11 protein-coding genes are annotated in these 17,863 nt (G+C 62.7%); 1 reads left to right on the top strand and 10 read right to left on the bottom strand.

What is annotated here, in order from left to right:
* Positions 1 to 64 precede the first annotated feature (64 nt).
* The 7 genes from glgB to GHK62_RS12235 all read right to left on the bottom strand — a co-directional run bounded on the left by glgB (position 65) and on the right by GHK62_RS12235 (position 14,454).
* Positions 65 to 2,275 (bottom strand): 1,4-alpha-glucan branching protein GlgB, encoded by a 2,211-nt coding sequence (gene glgB, locus GHK62_RS12265; RefSeq protein WP_153439432.1) that lies wholly within the window; start codon positions 2,273 to 2,275, stop codon positions 65 to 67.
* Positions 2,272 to 4,749 (bottom strand): glycogen/starch/alpha-glucan phosphorylase, encoded by a 2,478-nt coding sequence (locus tag GHK62_RS12260; protein WP_327791016.1) that lies wholly within the window; start codon positions 4,747 to 4,749, stop codon positions 2,272 to 2,274. Before GHK62_RS12260 ends, glgB begins: the two co-directional genes overlap by 4 nt.
* A gap of 274 nt (positions 4,750 to 5,023) precedes the next feature.
* On the bottom strand, positions 5,024 to 6,289 hold the full coding sequence (locus tag GHK62_RS12255) for a vWA domain-containing protein (protein WP_153439430.1): 1,266 nt from the start codon (positions 6,287 to 6,289) through the stop codon (positions 5,024 to 5,026).
* Positions 6,290 to 6,466: 177 nt separating this feature from the next.
* Positions 6,467 to 7,345 (bottom strand): transglutaminase family protein, encoded by an 879-nt coding sequence (locus GHK62_RS12250; protein WP_153439428.1) that lies wholly within the window; start codon positions 7,343 to 7,345, stop codon positions 6,467 to 6,469.
* A 230-nt stretch (positions 7,346 to 7,575) separates the two neighbouring features.
* Positions 7,576 to 9,978: a circularly permuted type 2 ATP-grasp protein gene (locus GHK62_RS12245; protein WP_153439426.1), complete on the bottom strand. Its 2,403-nt coding sequence runs from the start codon at positions 9,976 to 9,978 to the stop codon at positions 7,576 to 7,578.
* The gene (locus GHK62_RS12240; protein ID WP_153439424.1) at positions 9,979 to 13,299 is read right to left on the bottom strand and encodes a transglutaminase family protein; all 3,321 of its coding nucleotides are present in this window, start codon (positions 13,297 to 13,299) and stop codon (positions 9,979 to 9,981) included.
* 120 nt (positions 13,300 to 13,419) lie between these two features.
* A complete protein-coding gene (locus GHK62_RS12235) occupies positions 13,420 to 14,454 on the bottom strand; it encodes an aldo/keto reductase (protein WP_153439422.1) in 1,035 nt (344 codons plus the stop codon).
* Between the two features lie 108 nt (positions 14,455 to 14,562).
* On the opposite strand from GHK62_RS12235, the gene GHK62_RS12230 reads away from it, so the two are divergent.
* Positions 14,563 to 15,525, top strand: a complete 963-nt coding sequence (locus GHK62_RS12230; RefSeq protein ID WP_153439420.1) for a LysR family transcriptional regulator — start codon at positions 14,563 to 14,565, stop codon at positions 15,523 to 15,525.
* A 98-nt stretch (positions 15,526 to 15,623) separates the two neighbouring features.
* Here GHK62_RS12230 and GHK62_RS12225 read toward each other — a convergent pair whose 3' ends face one another.
* The 3 genes from GHK62_RS12225 to GHK62_RS12215 form a co-directional block, all read right to left on the bottom strand.
* Positions 15,624 to 16,394, bottom strand: coding sequence for a VOC family protein (locus GHK62_RS12225; protein ID WP_153439418.1), 771 nt, complete (start codon positions 16,392 to 16,394; stop codon positions 15,624 to 15,626).
* A gap of 144 nt (positions 16,395 to 16,538) precedes the next feature.
* Positions 16,539 to 17,012, bottom strand: coding sequence for a DUF1579 domain-containing protein (locus tag GHK62_RS12220; protein ID WP_153439417.1), 474 nt, complete (start codon positions 17,010 to 17,012; stop codon positions 16,539 to 16,541).
* A gap of 97 nt (positions 17,013 to 17,109) precedes the next feature.
* Complete coding sequence (locus GHK62_RS12215) at positions 17,110 to 17,835, bottom strand: DUF899 domain-containing protein (protein WP_153439415.1); 726 nt, start codon at positions 17,833 to 17,835, stop codon at positions 17,110 to 17,112.
* Positions 17,836 to 17,863 lie beyond the last annotated feature (28 nt).

The following is a 17,863-nucleotide window of genomic DNA, read 5'->3' as shown; positions in this document are numbered from 1 at the left end:
GCGGCTCCTGCGACGCCTCGCGGTCCAGATGACGTCCTCCTGCCCCGCCCCTCGTACGGGACGGCTAGTCCTGCTCCAGCATCAGCGTCGCCAGAGGCGGCAGCGTGATGGTGGCGATCGTCTCTCCGTTCGATTTCGTCTCGGCATAAACGGCGCCGCCGTTGCCCTTGCCACTCCCTCCATAGATTTCCGCATCGGTGTTGAGGATCTCCCGCCAGCGCCCCGCGATGGGAAGCGGCACGTCATAGTGGTCGCGATAGACCGGGGTGAAATTAGTGACGACCGCGACGAGTTTTTGTCCCGGAGCCTTTCTGAGCCAAGCGAAGACGGAATTGTCCCGGTCGTCCGCGATCAGCCACTCGAAACCCTCGCCCTCGCAGTCTCGCGCATGCAGCGCCGCCTTCGAGCGGTAAGTGCCGTTCAGGTCGCGTATCAGGCGGCGCATTCCCTCGTGCATATTGTATTCGAGCAGGTTCCAGTCGAGCGCGCGATCCTCCGACCATTCCCGCCACTGGGCGAATTCCTGGCCCATGAAGAGCAGTTTCTTGCCGGGATAGCCCCACATGAAGGCGTAATAGGCCCTGAGATTGGCGAACTTCTGCCAGTCGTCGCCCGCCATCTTGGCGATCAGCGATCCCTTGCCGTGCACCACCTCATCGTGTGACAGCGGCAGCACGAAATTCTCGCTGAAGGCGTAAAGCAGCCCGAAGGTCATGTCGTTGTGGTGGAACTTCCGGTGCACGGATTCGCGCGAGAGATATTGCAGCGTGTCGTGCATGAAGCCCATGTTCCACTTGAAGCCGAAGCCCAGACCGCCCGCATGCACCGGATGCGAAACCTTCGGCCAAGAGGTCGACTCTTCGGCGATCGTCAGCACCCCTTGATGGATGCCGTAGAGGCGGGTGTTCATCGTCTGCAGAAAGCGGACGGCTTCCAGGTTTTCGTTGCCGCCATATTCGTTCGGCACCCACTCGCCGTACTTGCGCGAGTAGTCGAGATAGAGCATCGACGCGACCGCATCGACCCTCAGACCGTCGACGTGGAACTTCTCGGCCCAATAGAGGGCATTGTTGACGAGATAGGCGAGAACCTCCTGGCGGCCGAAATTGTAGATCGCCGTGTTCCAGTCGGGATGAAATCCCTGGCGCGGGTCCGCATGCTCGTAGAGCGCAGTGCCGTCGAACCAGCGCAGGCCGTGCTCATCTGTCGGGAAATGCGCCGGCACCCAGTCGAGGATGACGCCGATGCCGACCTTATGGCAGCCGTTGACGAAGCGGGCGAAACCCTCCGGTTCGCCGAAACGGGCCGTCGGGGCGTAGAGGCCGGTGGTCTGATAGCCCCAGGATGGGTCGAACGGAAATTCGGAGATCGGCAGGAACTCGATGTGAGTGAAGCCCATGTCGACGCAGTAGGGAATGAGCCGGTCCGCCAGCTCGTCCCAGGAGAGCATCTCGCCATTGTCGCGCCGCTGCCAGGAACCGGCATGCACCTCGTAGATGGAGATCGGCTGCCGGCGCGGATCGACCTCGGCCCAATGCCGGCGATGCGCTTCGTCCTCCCAGATCTGCGCAATCTCGCCCGTCGTCATCGAAGCCGTATCGGGGCGCAGTTCCGAGCGGCGGGCGAACGGATCCGCTTTCAGCGGCAGGAGCGTCCCTTCGCTGTCGAGGATTTCATATTTGTACGGCGCGCCAGCCGGGATACCGGGAATGAATATCTCCCAAATGCCGGTATCGGCGCGCAGGCGCATGACGTGCCGCCGTCCATCCCAGTCGTTGAAACTGCCGACCACCGACACCCGTCGCGCGTTCGGGGCCCAGACGGCAAAGTGGAAGCCTTCCGCGCCGTCGTGCAAGATCGGATGGGCGCCCATCTTGTCGAAGAGCCTGAGATGCGAGCCCTCGCGAATATAGTAGTCGTCCATCGGCCCGAGAACGGGGCCGAAGCTATAGGGATCGACGATGACCCATTCACCGCCGCTGTTGACGGCGCGATAACGAACGGGCTGCTCCTTGCGCAGCGACACGACGCCCTCGAAGAAGCCGGCGTCGTCGCGCCGGTTGAGCGTGCCGATTTCCTTGCCGGAGAGGGTTTCTGCCGTCACGGCCTCGGCGCCGGGGATGAAGCAGCGGGCAACATAGTCCTTGCCGGCGGCATGAACGCCGAGAACAGCGAAGGGATTGTCGTGGGTGCCGGAAAGTATTGCCGCGATATCCGCCGCTGGCAGCACACCGGACGGATCGGGCGCTGGGTCCTTGCCGGGCGAATCCGTCATCCAGCGCTCCAGATTTCCCCGGCATATTGCCGGATCGTGCGGTCGGACGAGAACCAGCCCATGCGCGCGGTATTGCGGATCGCCTGGGCGTACCAGGAGGAGGGCCTGGTCCAGAGCTGATCGATCTCACGTTGTGCCTTTGCATAGGCCTCGAAATCAGCCGCGACCATGAACCAGTCATGGTTGTAGAGACCGTCGACAAGCCCGGAGAAGCGATTGCGGTCGTCCGGCGAGAACACGCCCGAGGCGATCGCGGAAAGCGCCTGCGACAGCTCGCGCGAGCCCTCGATAATGGCGCGCGGATTGTGCCCTTCCGCCCGCGCCTGCGCCACCTCCTCGGCGGTCATGCCGAAGATCTTGATGTTTTCCTCGCCCACCCAGTCGCGCATTTCGACATTGGCGCCGTCGAGCGTGCCGATGGTGAGCGCGCCGTTCAGCGCAAACTTCATGTTGCCGGTGCCGGAGGCCTCCATGCCGGCGGTCGAGATCTGTTCGGAAAGATCGGCGGCCGGCACCATCACTTCGGCCAGCGACACATTGTAGTTCGGAACGAAGACGATCTTCAGGAGGCCGCGAACGGCCGGGTCGTTGTTGATGACGCGGGCGACGTCGTTGGCAAGTTTGATGATCAGCTTGGCGTTGTGATAGCTCGGGGCCGCTTTGCCGGCAAAGAGCTTGACCCGCGGCACCCAGTCGAGTTCGGGATGCGAGCGCATCTGGTCATAGAGAGCGACAGCCTCGACGATGTTCAAGAGTTGCCGCTTGTATTCATGGATGCGCTTGATCTGGATGTCGAACATTGCGGAGGGATCGAGCCGGATGCCGAGATTCGCCTGGATGATCTTCGCAAGCTTCACCTTGTTGGCGTGCTTGACCGCGGCGAATCTCTCCTGGAAGTCCGCCTTGTCGGCAAAGGCGTCAAGCGCCTGCAGTGCCTCCGTATTGTCCATGAATTCGTCGCCGATCGCCTCACGAATGAGGCCGAACAGGCCGGGATTGCACTGCATCAGCCAGCGCCGCGGCGTAATGCCATTGGTCTTGTTGTTGATGCGGTCGGGATAGATCCGGTGCAGATCGGCAAAGACCGTCTCTTTCATCAGTTCGGTGTGCAGCGCCGAGACGCCGTTGATCGAATGCGAACCGACAAAGGCGAGATTGCCCATGCGCACACGCCGCTCGCCCGTCTCCTCGATCAGCGAAATGTTGCGGATCTCCTCGTCGGTCGCGTGCTTCTGCTTGCGTGCCTCGATCAGGATCTTGGCATTGATGGCGTAGACGATCTGCATGTGGCGCGGCAGGAGCCGCTCGAAGAGGGGCACCGGCCAGCTTTCCAGCGCTTCCGGCAGCAGCGTATGATTGGTGTAGGCGAAGGTGCGGCGGGTGATATCCCAGGCCTGGTCGAAATCGAGTCCGTGGACATCGGTCAGGAGACGCACGAGCTCCGCCACGGAAACGGCCGGATGGGTATCATTGAGCTGGATGGCGACCGCGTCCGGCAAGGACGTGAAGTCCGGATATTGCTGCAGGTGGCGGCGCAGGATGTCCTGCAGCGAGGCGGATGAGAAAAAATACTCCTGTCTGAGGCGCAGTTCCTGTCCCGCCGGCGTCGCGTCGGCCGGATAGAGCACGCGCGTCAGGCTTTCCGCCTTGTTGCTTTCACGCAGCGCGCCGATGTGGTCGCCGGCGTTGAAGGCTTCGAGCAGGATAGGATCGATCGGCTGCGCCGCCCAGAGGCGCAGCGTGTTGACGCGCTTTGCGCGCCAGCCGACCGCCGGCGTGTCGAAGGCAGTGGCGATGACGCGTTCGGCCGGCTTCCAGACGTAGCGCTGAACCTCCTCGTCGATATTGACGGTTTCCACGCCGCCGCCGAAACCGATTTCATAGGAACTTTCGCGCCGTTCGAATTCCCAAGGGTTGCCGTGGGCCAGCCACGTCTCGGGCAGTTCGACCTGCCAGCCGTCGGCCATCTGCTGGCGGAACAGACCGTGCATGTAGCGGATGCCGTAGCCGTAAGCGGGTACGTCGACGGTCGCCATGGATTCCATGAAACAGGCGGCAAGACGGCCGAGGCCGCCATTGCCCAGCGCTGCATCCGGTTCAAGCTGCGCAATCACGTCGATATCGACGCCGAGCGACGCCAGCGCATCGCGCATCTCGTCCATCAGGCCGATATTCGTCATCGCGTCGCGCATAAGGCGGCCGATGAGGAATTCGAGCGACAGGTAATAGACGCGCTTGGCGCCGGTGGCATAGGTCTTGCGGGTCGAATCCATCCACTTGTCGGTGATCCGGTCGCGCGCAACGAGAATGGCGGCCGTCAACCAGTCATGCGGCTTGGCCACTTTCGGGTCCTTGCCGATGCGGTATTTGAGGCGTTCGAGGATTTCCACCGCGAGTTGGCCGGGCTCGGACGACCTGGGTGCGGGGTGCGGCAGTTCGGATGTGGAGAGCCGATTGATCATAAGAACTGTCATTACCTTTTTCTGTTTGCCCTTTTCGCGTGTGGGAGACCGCGGGCCGGCGCCGACCGGGAGTTAGTGCATGTCGCCCAAAAGTGTGCAGCGGTTTTTGGACAACGACATGCATAAAAACAATGACCTAAAGCGCGTCGCATGAGTCCGATTGAACGCAACGCGCTTTAGGGCAATTTATGCATCGATCCGAAGCGCTTGCAACATGTACTTGCGCATAAAGAAAAATGCCGCCCAGCGGGGCCGGACGGCATGAACGGAGCGGTTTGGCGTCGGACTATTCGGTAAGCCGGGAGACCATGGCAGAGGCCCGTTCGCCGATCGCCTTGAAGGCGGCAACGAGGTCGGCTGCTTCCTCGGCCTCGAAATAATGCGCGGTGGAGGAAGCGCAATACTTCAAGAGGGCCTGGCCGCGGTCCGGTGCCATGAACGCGACGCTGTAGATCTGAACCTTGTTGGCCTTGGCGACGTCGCACCAATATTTGGTGACCGTATCGTCGTTGGCGTAGTTGTTCTCGCCATCGGTCATGAAGACGATGTATTTCGTCGGAACCTGACCGTTCTTGCTGTTGTGCGCCGTGTCTTCCGTCGATGCGGTCACCTTGTTGTAGGCGGTCTTGAAGGCGTTGCCGGAAGCCGTTCCGCCTGTCGCGACCAGCGCATTGACGTAAGCTGACGCGCCCGTCGTTCCCCAGGCGAGGCTGCCCGCGGGATCCTGCGAAGCGTTGTAGGAAACGGCGCCGGTGCGCACATAGATCTGCTCCGGATCGGCGAGCATCAGCTGGGCGAACAGGTCGTCAGCGGCCGTCTTCAGAGCATTGACCTTTGTGACGTAGCACGGGCTGGTCGCCTTGAGGTTCGGATACCTGTCCCAGTTCGCCTCCGTGTAATTGGAGCACTTGGACTTCGTCGTGTCGATCGTATTCGTCTTCCAGGCCATCGATCCGGAGCGGTCGAGCACGAGATACATGGACAAGGCGTTCTTGCTCTCGGTTGCGCTTTCCGCCGTTGCCCTGGTTTCGAGTTCGATCGAATCCGTGCCCAGGAGGCGCGTCATCGCGTTGAACTGGATCAGATGCTTGTTGACGATCGAAACCTTGAAGGACTTCCCCTTCACGCCATTGGGCGTCTCGATGATATTAACTTCCGAGGTATTGACATCGTCCCAATCTGGCGCCTCGGAGGCAGCCGCTGCGCTGTCCGCCGACTGGGCGGTTGCTGTTGGCGTCTGGTCACCATCGGCCGGGGTGTCCGCCGAGCTCGAGCTTGCCATCTGCGCCTTCAGGAATTTGCGCGCAATCGCCTTGGCCTCTTCAATGTTGGGCTGCTCGTTCGAGACCAGCGCGGAAGCAGCGGCGAGCGCGGCGGCATCGGTGGCGTCCTGCAACTGGTTCTTGGTCATCAGCATGTTGGCCATGTCGATGGAGACACCACCCGCTGCCAGCAGCAGCGGTGCCACCAGCGCCGTCATCATTCCGAAATTACCGCCGCGGTCCTTCAGCATCATGCCGAAGGACCGGCCCCTCATGGATCGTCTTCCCATCTTCGCGCACCCCAAGAAATACATTGCAAGCTTGGGGCGAGCATTAGCGGCGACGAATTACTATCTCGTTCAGCCAATTGCTTGAATTTTAATGAATTTTGGAAGAAGTTCCATGGTTTCCAATGATTTGCCCGGGACTGGTTGACCGGATATGGGACCCGACTGTACCAATTCGGATCAGCCAACGGGAACGACGTCCACGGCCTGTTCCGTGGTATGGCTGCCATAGCTCTTGAGTATGCCGATTACGGGCGCGACGTCGCCGTAGTCGCGGCCGTGGCCTACGACGATGTGATCCGTGCCGGCCGGAATATTGTTCGTCGGGTCGAGTTCCATCCAGCCGCTCGCGGTGCCGCACCAGAAGCGAACCCAGGCATGCATTGCGTCGGCGCCTTCCAGCCGTTCCTTGCCTGGCGGCGGCAAGGTTCTGAGGAACCCGCTGACATAGCCCGCCGGAATGCCGAGGCTGCGAAGGGCGACGATCATCACATGTGCAAAGTCCTGGCAGACGCCGCGCTTGAGCTTGAAGGCTTCGGCAGCCGTCGTGTTTACGGTCGTCGCCTCGGTATCGTAGACGAAGTCGCGGTGGACGCGCTCGCAGATCGCCGTCCCAATCTGGCGCACGGTCATTCCTTCGTCGGCGATCGCCCGCGCGTAGGCCGCAATCTCCGGGGCGTCCGGCAGGAGCGGACTCGGCCCGACAAAATGGTGCGGGGACTCCGCATCGACCGACCAGCACGCGGCAAGCTGCGACGGCAAACCGGCAAGAGGCGGGGTAAGATCGGCGGTGAGCGCCTGCGCTTCCACCTGAACGCGTGCCTGCATGCGAATGGCGAGGCTGTCGTGCACCGAACGGAAAAGGATGGACGTGGTGGGGTTCGCGAAGAAATCCACGCTTTCGACCCGTTCGCCCGGAGTCGGCTGGCAGCTTATCGAGCCGACGACAAGCCGTTGACGACCGGGGATCGAGGCCGGCAGCACACGTACGAGGTGGCGTCCGCCGGCAACCGGGGCCTCGTAGCCGTAGGTGATCGTCAGGTTGATGTCGTAGAGCATTGGCAAGTGCCGCCTTCGTTGGGCGTTTCGAGGTGGATAGACCCCTCCCCAACCCCTCCCCACGAGGGGGAGGGGCCAGGCGCCAGCTGCGATCTCCTGTCGTTTCCAAGCCTCGCTTCAGGCGCAAGGGTGACGTGGAGTGGGAGACGGTGCGGCAAAGACTGCCCCTCCCCCTCGCGGGGAGGGGTTGGGGAGGGGTAGCATTCGCGTGCCGCGTGACTCATTCCGCTCTAGCCGAGATAGGTTTGCGCGAGCAGGTCCGAAAGCCTTTCGAGATCCCGTTCGAGCTGCTTGTAGACGGTCGCCGTCATTGCCTCCGGCGTCATCACCGCAAGGCCGGAATGAAGCCGCATCGTCTCGCGGTAGAAGGGTGACATCTGACCGTTGACGAAAGCGTTCGGCAAGAGCTCCACCTCGGTCTTGATCTCGTTCAACTGATAGAGAACCGAGCGCGGATTGAGCGGATCGAGGGCGAGGAGGTCGGTGACAGTCAGCGCTGCCGTGTTGACGTTGTAGCGGCGGCGGTGGGTCATGACGCTGTCGCCGATCTCGAGCAGCATGTCATAGGCGCCGTCCGGAGCTTCGGGTCCAGACATATGCCCAAGCAAGCGGGTCATGTGGAGGCCGCGCTCGATATAGCGACCGATCGTCAGGAACCGCCAGCCGGTGAAGCGGTACATGTTTTCGTGGACGAGACCGGCAAAGCCGGCAAGTTTGCGCAACAGAATGGTCATCGCATGCGTGGCGTCGTCGCCGGCCTGCACGGTCGCATGAAACTTCCGCGCCGTCCTCGACAGATCGTTGAGGGCCAGCCAGCCGTCGGGCGAAAACCGGTCGCGGATATTGCCGGCGCTGAAGAGCGCGCTGTCGATATTGGCGAGCAGGCTGTCGGGTACCGGTTGGCGCGTGTTGATGTCGAGGGCCGCGAGATAGTCCGTGACGTCCTTCAGAAGCGGCATTTTCGGATCGGCGGCCTCGGCGAAGCGCCCGTGCCAGGCTCGCAGGATCCTGAGTGCACCTTCCGACCGCTCGATATAGCGGCCCAGCCAGAAGAGATTGTCAGCCGCGCGGCTCGGCAGGCTGCCCGGCATGTTGCGCGTGAAGCTCTCCTCGGCCGGGAGCAGTGTCGTGCGCTCGACCGGCTTGTCGCTGACGATCCAGACATCGGCGGCCGTCCCGCCCGCCTTCATCGCGATAGCCGCCACGTCGTCGCCGGAACCGATACGCGCGAAACCGCCTGGCATGATCTGCCAGCCGTCGCGCGTGCGCGCAGCGAAGACCCGCAAGCTCATCGGCCGCGGCGTCAGCCGTCCGCGCACCCAGGCGGGGGTCGTCGACAGCGTGACGACCTCCTGTCCCACCAGCTTGCCGCCGCCGGTCCCTAGCCATTCCGAAACCGAGGTGCCGTCCTCGCAGAGCGACGTGCCAAGGACCGACTGTCCGTTGTCGTCGAAGAAGGGGCGGGTCGAATAGGCTGGACCGATCACCATGCGCTCGACATTGCCGGCGACATTGTCGCGTTCGGACTGCTGCCCGCACCACCAGGTGGCGATCGACGGCAGCTTTTGCTCCTCGCCGAGCAGGTGGCGGCAGATCGCCGGCATGAAGGCGAGAAGGGCGCGGGTCTCCAGGATCCCAGAGCCGAGCGCATTGACGATCGAGACGGAGCCGGCCCTCAGCGCCTCGACGATCCCGGGCGTGCCGATATGGGAAGACTGGTTGAGTTCGAGCGGATCGGCGAAGGCCGCGTCGAGCCGGCGCCACAGCACGCCGACAGGCTTGAGGCCGGCAACCGTGCGCACCATGACACGGCCGCCGACGACCGTCAGGTCCTCGCCTTCGAGCAGCATGAAGCCGAGGTAACGGGCGATATAGGCGTGTTCGAAATAGGTCTCATTGGCAATGCCGGGCGAGAGGACGGCGATGCGATCGTCCGGATGCTGCTTTCGAGCCTGCAGCGTATCGCGAAATGCGCCGAAGAAGCCCGCCAGTCGGTGCACGTGCGTTTCGGCATAGATATCGGAAAAGGCGCGCGTCGTCGCAACACGGTTTTCCAGTGCGAAGCCGGCGCCGGAGGGAGCCTCGGTGCGATCGGAAAGCACCCACCAGTTGCCATCCGGCCCGCGTCCGATCTCGAACGAGCAGAAGTGCAGGAAATGTCCGTCGGCCGGTTTGACACCGACCAGCGGGCGCAGGAACTCCGGATTGGAGGCGACGAGGGCAGGAGGCAGCAGGCCCTCCCGGACCAGCCGGTTTTCGCCATAGATATCGGCGACCACACGCTCGAGCAGTTCGGCGCGCTGGATCAGCCCTTGCGAAACAACCGCCCATTCCGCCTCGTCGATCAGGACGGGGATGTGGGACAGCGGCCAGCTTCGTTCCGAATTATCCTGGCCGCCATAGGCCCGATAGAAAACACCGGCATCGCGCAGATAACGGTCGGCACGGGCGAAGCGATTGGTGAGATCCGCTTCGTCCATCTGGCCAAGCGCCGAGAGCAGCCGCTGCCAGACCGGCCTGACATTGCCGTCCGGATCGAGCATTTCGTCGGCGATACCCGGAAGGGCGCGATAGCCGAACGCCGGGTCGAGCCGATCCTTCTCTTCCGCCTTTGCCGCCTGTTTCTTCGCCATTTACACTCCTGCTGGACGCCTCAGGTCGAGCGTCAGCGGAAATTCCGCCGGCGGAGCCTCAGGTTGAAGCCGATAGCCACCGGTGGTGTGGCCCCAGGGCTCGAAGCGCGCCAGACGGCGTGCTTCGGCCTCGTTGCCGTTGACCGGAAATGTCTCATAGTTGCGCCCGCCCGGATGCGCCACGTGGTAGACGCAGCCGCCGATCGCTCGATTCGACCATTTATCATAAATATCGAATGTAAGGGGAGTGTTGACCGGCAGGACCGGATGCAGGCCGGAGGCGGGCTGCCAAGCCTTGTAACGCACGCCTGCGACGGCCACACCACCTTTCCCGGCTCGGGTCAGTGGCACGGGCCGGCCGTTGCACGCGACCGTGTAGCGGTCCGGATTGGCGGTTTCGAGCTTCACCTGCAATCGCTCCACCGAGGAATCGACGTAGCGCACGGTGCCGCCGATCGCGCCCTGCTCTCCCATCACGTGCCAGGGTTCCAGCGCCTGACGCAGTTCGAGCTTCGCCTCTTCATATTCCACCTCGCCGCAGAAGGGGAAGCGGAATTCGAGCTGGGCCTCGAACCATTCGGGCCGCAAGTCGAAGCCGTGGGCGCGGAGGTCCGCAAGCACGTCGAGAAAATCCTGCCAGACATGGTGCGGCAGCATGAAGCGATCGTGCAGGACCGTGCCCCAACGCACGAAACCGCCATCGACCGGACTTTTCCAGAAGCGGGCGATGAGTGCGCGGACGAGCAATTGCTGGGCGAGCGACATGCGCGCGTTGGGCGGCATCTCGAAACCGCGAAACTCGATCAGCCCGAGCCGCCCGGTCGGTCCGTCCGGTGAGAAGAGCTTGTCGATGCAGATTTCGGAGCGATGGGTATTGCCGGTGACGTCGACGAGCAGGTTGCGGAACAGCCGGTCCACCAGCCACGGCAACGGGGGCGGGCGATCGGCATCGGGCCGCGGCACCTGCGCGAGCGCGATCTCCAGTTCATAGAGGGAATCGTGGCGCGCCTCGTCGATGCGCGGCGCCTGGCTGGTCGGTCCGATGAAGAGGCCGGAAAAGAGATAGGAGAGCGAAGGGTGGCGCTGCCAGTGGAGCACGATGCTCTTCAGAAGATCCGGCCGGCGCAGAAAGGGGCTGTCGTTAGGGTTGCGGCCGCCCACGACCACGTGATTGCCGCCGCCCGTCCCGGTATGACGACCGTCGATCATGAACTTGTCGGTGCCGAGCCGGCTCTGGCGCGCCTCCTCATAAATCGCCGTGGTGATATCGACGCATTCCCGCCAGTTTGCCGCCGGGTGGATGTTGACCTCGATCACGCCGGGGTCCGGGGCGACGCGGATGACGTTGATGCGCTCATCCTGCGGTGGCGGATAGCCTTCGATATGCACGGGCATGCCGAGCGGGGCGGCGGCCCGCTCGGTCGAGGCGATGAGGTCGAGATATTCCTCGATGCTCGTCGTCGGCGGCATGAACACGCAAAGCCGGCCATCGCGCGGCTCGACGCTGATCGCTGTACGTACGGCGCCGTCGATCTCGTCGCGAGAGGGCGGCAGCGGTGTGGGCGGCTCCTCCGACGGCTGGAAGCGCGAGTGCTGCGCCCGGCCCCGGCTGAAATCCGGCAGGTCGCCGCGTGGAACCGTCGGATCCACCGGATTGATATAGGGATAGGCGGAGGGAGCGATATAGGGCAGCGAGCCGAGCGGCAGGCGATAGCCGACGGGGCTGTCGCCGGGCACGAGGAAAATCCGGCCGCGGCGGGTCTTCCATTTCTCGCTCATCCATCGCCGGCCACTCGCAAGTGCGTTCCAGGCCTGCACCGGCAGAACGTAGCCCGTCGGAGTCGTCAGGCCGCGCTCGAAGACGCGGGCGAGGCGGCTGCGCTCTTCCGGATCCTTGAGTTTCGAATTGGAAGGATCGACGTTGTCCGGAAGGTTTGCTTCCTTGACGATCCACTCGGCCGGGTCCTCATAGGCCGGAACGACCATCTCCGCATCGACGTCGAGCTCGCCGGCGATTGCGACGAGCAGGCGCTCGGCGTCCTGCTCGGTGATGTGGCGCCGGCCGGTTTCCTCCGCGATCAGATTGGCCTCACGCCAGATCGGCACGCCGTCCTTGCGCCAGTAGAGGGAAAAGGTCCAGCGCGGCAGGCTTTCGCCCGGATACCACTTGCCCTGTCCATAATGCAGGAAGCCGCCGGGCGCGAAGCGCTCGCGCAGGCGCCGGATGAGCGTATCCGCCTTCTCGCGTTTCGTCGGGCCGACCGCAGCGGTGTTCCATTCGTCCGATTCGAAATCGTCGATCGAGACGAAAGTCGGCTCGCCGCCCATGGTCAAGCGCACGTCGTTCTCGGCAAGCACACGATCGACCTGATCACCGAGAGCATTCAGTGCTTCCCAGCTCTCGTCCGAAAAGGGCTTGGTGATGCGCGGATGTTCGGCGACGCGGGCAACCTTCATCTCGAAGGCGAAATTGCTTCTCGTCTCCGGATCGCCGAAGAACTCGCCGGATATGGGTGCGGCGTTACGATAGTGCGGAGTGGCGGCCAGCGGAATATGGCTCTCTCCGGTTAAGAGGCCGGACGTTGGATCGAGCCCGATCCAGCCGGCGCCTGGAAGATAGACCTCCGCCCAGGCGTGAAGGTCGGTGAAGTCGTATTCGGTGCCGGAGGGACCATCGAGGGCCTTCAGGTCCGGCGTGAGCTGGATGAGATAGCCGGAGACAAAGCGCGCGGCAAAGCCGAGATTGCGGAGGATCTGCACCAGGAGCCAACTGGAATCGCGACATGAGCCCCTGGCAATGCCGAGCGTCTCTTCCGGCGATTGGACGCCCGGCTCCATACGGATGACGTAGCCGATTTCCTTCTGCAGCCGCGTGTTGAGAGCGACGATCATATCGACGGTGCGCTGACGTGACCGGTCGACGCTCTCCATGAATGCCGAAAGCCTCGGCCCCATAGGCTCCGGCGCCATGTAGATCCTCAGGTCTTCGCTCAAGTCTTCAGGATAAGGGAAAGGCCAATGTTCGGCTTCTTCCTCGACGAAGAAATCGAACGGATTGTAGACGGTCATGTCGGCGACCAGATCCACCTCGATCTTCAATTCCGTTACGGGGTCAGGAAAGACGTAGCGGGCGAGATAGTTGCCGTAGGGATCCTGCTGCAAATTGACGAAATGGTTTGCAGGGGAGACTTTCAGCGAGTGGCTGATGACCTTGGTCTTCGAATGCGCGGCCGGTTTCAGCCTGATGATTTGCGGTGTGAGCCTTACCGGCCGGTCATAGGTATAGTGCGTGAGGTGGTAGATACTGGCCTTGATCGACATGCAGATTTTTCCCCTCGATGGCCGGTCCGTTGCCGGCCATTCATGGGAATTTTGTGCAATGCGAAGAAAGAAAGCAAGCCGAAACCCGGGGGGTGAATCACGGCCGGCTTTCCCGTCTACTCAAACCGGTGGAGGGTTGATGCGGGCAAAACCCTCCTGCCGGTAATAGGGGAAATGCGGATAGGGTGCCGTCGTCGCGCTGACCTTGTCGAGGCGCGCGACCTGATCGGCGGAGAGCGACCAGCCGACAGCGCCAAGATTTTGTCGGAGCTGCGCTTCGTTGCGGGCGCCAATGATGACGCTCGAAACGGTTGGCCGCTGCAGAAGCCAGTTGATGGCGATCTGCGGCACCGTCCTGCCGGTTTCCTCCGCAAGCGCTTCGAGCACCTCGACGATATCGTAGAGCTTTTCATCGTCGACCGGCGGTCCGAAGGCGGCGGTGTCGTGCAGCCGGCTTCCGGCCGGCCACGGCTCGCCGCGGCGGATCTTGCCCGTCAGCCGACCCCAGCCCAGCGGGCTCCAGACGAGTGCCCCGACACCCTGGTCGAGGCCGAGTGGCATCAGTTCCCACTCGTAGTCGCGGCCGACCAGTGAATAGTAGACCTGGTTGGCGACGTAACGGGGATAACCATGCCGCTCGGCGAGCGCGAGCGATTTCATCAGCTGCCAGCCGGAGAAATTGGAGACGCCGACGTAGCGGAGTTTGCCAGCGCGAACCAAGGTATCGAGTGTCGAAAGCACCTCTTCGATAGGCGTTCCGGCATCGAAAGCGTGCAATTGCACGAGGTCGATATAGTCGGTCCCGAGACGCTTCAGTGCCGCTTCGACACCGTGGATAAGGCGCGAGCGGGAGGAGCCAGCATCGTTCGGGCCGTCACCCAGCGGCAGCGACATCTTGGTGGAAAGGATCACCTTTTCGCGTCGTCCCTTGATCGCCGCGCCGAGCACCTCTTCCGAGGCGCCGTCCGAATAGACATCAGCCGTGTCGAAAAGATTGACGCCCGCCTCAAGGCAGATGTCGACTAGGCGGCGCGCCTCCGCGTCGTCCGTCGTGCCCCAGGCGCCGAAGAGCGGACCCTTGCCGCCGAACGTGCCTGCGCCGAAGCTCAGTGCCGGAACCTTCAAGCCGGACGAGCCAAGCCGTCGATACTCCATCTCTCAAACTCCCTTGTCGTCTCGATGTGTCTGGAGACATGAAGATGGAGTTCCCTTCCTTTTGGAGATAGACTGCGGTTCGGAATATCATTTGTGAGTTGAAGTCATATGTCGCGGCTTTCGATCAATCGTTCAGGGGAAATGGAAGTGTTCGCCAAGGCGGTCGAGCTTGGCGCCTTTTCGTCGGCAGCGCGCCATTTCCGCATGACGCCTTCGGCGGTCAGCAAGCTCGTCCTGCGGCTCGAGGACCGGCTCGGCGTCCGCTTGGTCAACCGGTCCACGCGGCGGCTGCAACTGACGCCGGAGGGCTGTGCCTTCTATGAGCGCACCGCCCGCATCCTCGCCGACATCGAGGAGGCCGAACGCTGTGCGGCCGGAGGCGAGATGCCCACGGGCCGGGTCCGGCTGAATGTCAGTGCTTCTTTCGCAACCCATGTCCTGATGCCGCTGCTACCGGAATTCCGCGAGCGCTTTCCCGCCGTCTCGCTCGACATCGTCCAGACCGATGCGGTGGTCGACCTGATGGAGGCGCGTGCCGATATCGCCATCCGATCAGGGCCCTTGAAGAGTTCGGCGCTGATTGCCCGCAAGCTCGGCGCCACGCGAATGGTGATCGTCGCGGCGCCCTCCTATCTCGAGCGGAACGGGACGCCCTCGAGCATCGAAGAGCTCGAGGTCCATAACCGGCTCGGCTTCTGCTACGCGCGCGCCGTCGACGGCTGGCCGATCAAATCCGATGGGGAAACCATCATTCTGCCGGCTTCGGGGACGCTGCAGGTGAGCGACGGCGAGGGACTGCGCCATCTCGCCCTTGCCGGCACGGGGCTTACGCGGCTTGCGGAATTCACCGTGCGCGCCGACATCGACGCCGGGCGGCTCGTTCCCGTGCTGGAAGACTTGAATCCCGGCGATCTGGAAGAGATTCATGCCGTCTTCCTCGGCCAGGGCGGCGCGCTTCCCGCGCGTGTTCGGGCCGTCCTTGATTTTCTCGCCAAGCACGCCCGCGTGGCGCCGGAACCGGTCGCGCGGCCGAGCGATGACCAGGCTCAGGTTGAGACGGCTTCAGCGTGAGACATACGCAAGGCTTGAATTGGAGAGGGGCGCCCCACGCGGAGAGGCGCCCCTCTTAAAGTGTCATGAGTTGTCGGTCCGTATCCGAAACGCCGCCATCAACGCTTCGGCGCGACAAGGGCAAAAAGTGCGCCCTGCGGATCGATGCATTGGACGATCCAGGAGCCGCCCGGAACTTCCATCGGCTCCAGGACGATCTTCGCGCCGCCGGCTTTTGCCCGCTCGATGGCCGAGTCCAACGCTTCGACGTTGAAATAGTAGAGCCAATAGGGGGCGGGAACCTCCTTCGGCTTGGTCATCATGCCGCCGATCGGGGTGCCGTTCCAGGCGAAGATCTGATAGGTGCCCATATCGCCCATGTCCATTGCCTGGTCCTTGGTCCAGCCGAACAAGTTGGAATAGAACGGAAAGGCGGTATTAAGGTCGCCGGCCATCAACTCGTGCCAGCCGACGTTTCCGGGCGCCATCTGCTCGAGCGCCGGGGGCTCCTCGCTCGTTCCCTTGAAGAGCGCGAAGACCGCACCGTGCGGATCTGTGACGATGGCGAAGCGGCCGACGCCCGGGATGTCATCGGGCGCGCGGTGAACATTGCCGCCCTCCGCGGCGAGCTTGGCAGCCGCCGCATCGACGTCATCGACGGCGACATAGCCGAGCCAGGCCGGCGGGATCTTCATATCGAGCGCGCCCTCGGGCATCGTCATCAGTCCCGCCACATGCCGATCACCGACGGAGAACAGCGTGTATTCGATGCCCGGCATACCGGCATCGCTGCCGCTCCAGCCAACGACACTCTCGTAGAAAGTTTGGGCGGCCTTCGTATCAGTCGTCATCAGTTCGTACCAGACGAATTTCCCGTGCTGACCCGTCATTGTCTCTCCTCCGGTTTCTTGTGGGGATGTGCTGCCATTCGCGGCAGCCGAACAGTGGTTTTCCTGCTACGCGGTTTACTTCTTCAGCGTGTCGTTTGCATGTCGTCGGCTCAAAAACTGCTGCACAATTTTGGGCGACATGCATTAGCGCCGGCGATATTCGGCGGCCATGACCTCCTTCCAGCTCCCGTCTTCGGTCTGGACGCGGGCCGTCAGCGTGCGATGATTGCCGTCGATAAGGGTGATTACGTCCTGATAGCTTGCGGATCTGCCGGGTCGGTCGAAGTCCGGCCCCTCGCAGTTGAGTGTGAGCGTCTTGCGGTCGTCTTCCAGCACGCCGTCATAGACCCACATATGCGTCATCATCGAGCCGACCCAGGTGCCGACATAGCGGTTCGTCTGCGGGTTGAAGCCAAGGGTCATCAGCGACTGGGCGGGGCTGCCGTCCGGCATCGTGCCTTTTCCCTCGCAGACGACCCACAGACCTTGCATCGAGCGAACGTTTTCCGTCCATGGAGTCTGCGGCTGGTCGCCCTCGGTCGGAGGTAGCGACGTCACCTCCCACTCACCGAGCAATTGTTCAAGCCACCGGTGCTCCTCCTGAGGTTCCGCCTTCATCAATCCCTCCAATGGCGAGACGCGGCGCCCCGAACTGGAGCGCCGCGCGATAAAGCAACGCTCGGAAACGCCGATGGTTCCCTGGTTGTCATCAGGCTCAGGCCCTTTGCCTGGGCGCCTCCTCGTATTCGTCGTGGCGGCGGACGAAGTCCATGACCTTACCTTCGTTCCGCCCCTTCGGCGCCCGATCGAGCAGCATGAAGGTGCCGACAAGCTCCTCCAGGCCGCGGGCATAGGTGGAGTAGGTATGATAGACGGTGCCGTCCTCGTCCTTGTAGAAGGCGCTGAGTCCGGGAAGCTCTTCGTAGGCCTCGCTGCTGTCGATTTCGGTGAAATTGTAGACGACCTTGTCGCCCGCAAGCTCGGCGGGCGTGAAGGACACATGGAAGTCGCTGTTGAAACCGTTGCCTTGCGCCGACACCCACGGGAAATGCCAGCCCATTCGCTTGCGATAGGCCTCGATCTTGGCGAGCGGCGCATTCGAAGCTGCGATCAGCGTGACGTCGTGGTGATTAAGATGCGGCAGCATGCCGGCGAAGTGATCGGCCAGAAACGAGCAGCTAGAACAGCCGGCTTCCCAGTCTGGTCCAAGCATGAAGTGATAGACGACGAGCTGGCTGCGCCCGTCGAAAAGCTCGGACAATGTCTTGGGGCCGGCAAGCGTTTCGAAGATGTAGGATTTATCCATCCTGACCCAGGGCAGTGCCTGACGCTCGGCATTGATCCGGTCTCGCAGGTGGGTGTGTTCCTTTTCCAGGGCGAGAAGTGATTTGCGCGCCTTCAGCCATTCCTCGTGCGACACGACGGCATGGTGTGGTCTCATGCTCCTTCCTCCTCATGAAATGTAGCAC

Origin of the sequence: Sinorhizobium terangae, from assembly GCF_009601505.1 — a bacterium.
Lineage (GTDB): Bacteria > Pseudomonadota > Alphaproteobacteria > Rhizobiales > Rhizobiaceae > Sinorhizobium > Sinorhizobium terangae.
This window is presented reverse-complemented; position numbering and strand designations above follow the sequence as displayed.

Coding starts and splice junctions, on each gene's coding strand:
- glgB (WP_153439432.1), bottom strand. CDS start 2,275: ATGACGGATTCGCCCGGCAAGGACCCAGCGCCCGATCCGTCCGGTGTG.
- GHK62_RS12260 (WP_327791016.1), bottom strand. CDS start 4,749: ATGACAGTTCTTATGATCAATCGGCTCTCCACATCCGAACTGCCGCAC.
- GHK62_RS12255 (WP_153439430.1), bottom strand. CDS start 6,289: ATGGGAAGACGATCCATGAGGGGCCGGTCCTTCGGCATGATGCTGAAG.
- GHK62_RS12250 (WP_153439428.1), bottom strand. CDS start 7,345: ATGCTCTACGACATCAACCTGACGATCACCTACGGCTACGAGGCCCCG.
- GHK62_RS12245 (WP_153439426.1), bottom strand. CDS start 9,978: ATGGCGAAGAAACAGGCGGCAAAGGCGGAAGAGAAGGATCGGCTCGAC.
- GHK62_RS12240 (WP_153439424.1), bottom strand. CDS start 13,299: ATGTCGATCAAGGCCAGTATCTACCACCTCACGCACTATACCTATGAC.
- GHK62_RS12235 (WP_153439422.1), bottom strand. CDS start 14,454: ATGGAGTATCGACGGCTTGGCTCGTCCGGCTTGAAGGTTCCGGCACTG.
- GHK62_RS12230 (WP_153439420.1), top strand. CDS start 14,563: ATGTCGCGGCTTTCGATCAATCGTTCAGGGGAAATGGAAGTGTTCGCC.
- GHK62_RS12225 (WP_153439418.1), bottom strand. CDS start 16,394: ATGACGGGTCAGCACGGGAAATTCGTCTGGTACGAACTGATGACGACT.
- GHK62_RS12220 (WP_153439417.1), bottom strand. CDS start 17,012: ATGAAGGCGGAACCTCAGGAGGAGCACCGGTGGCTTGAACAATTGCTC.
- GHK62_RS12215 (WP_153439415.1), bottom strand. CDS start 17,835: ATGAGACCACACCATGCCGTCGTGTCGCACGAGGAATGGCTGAAGGCG.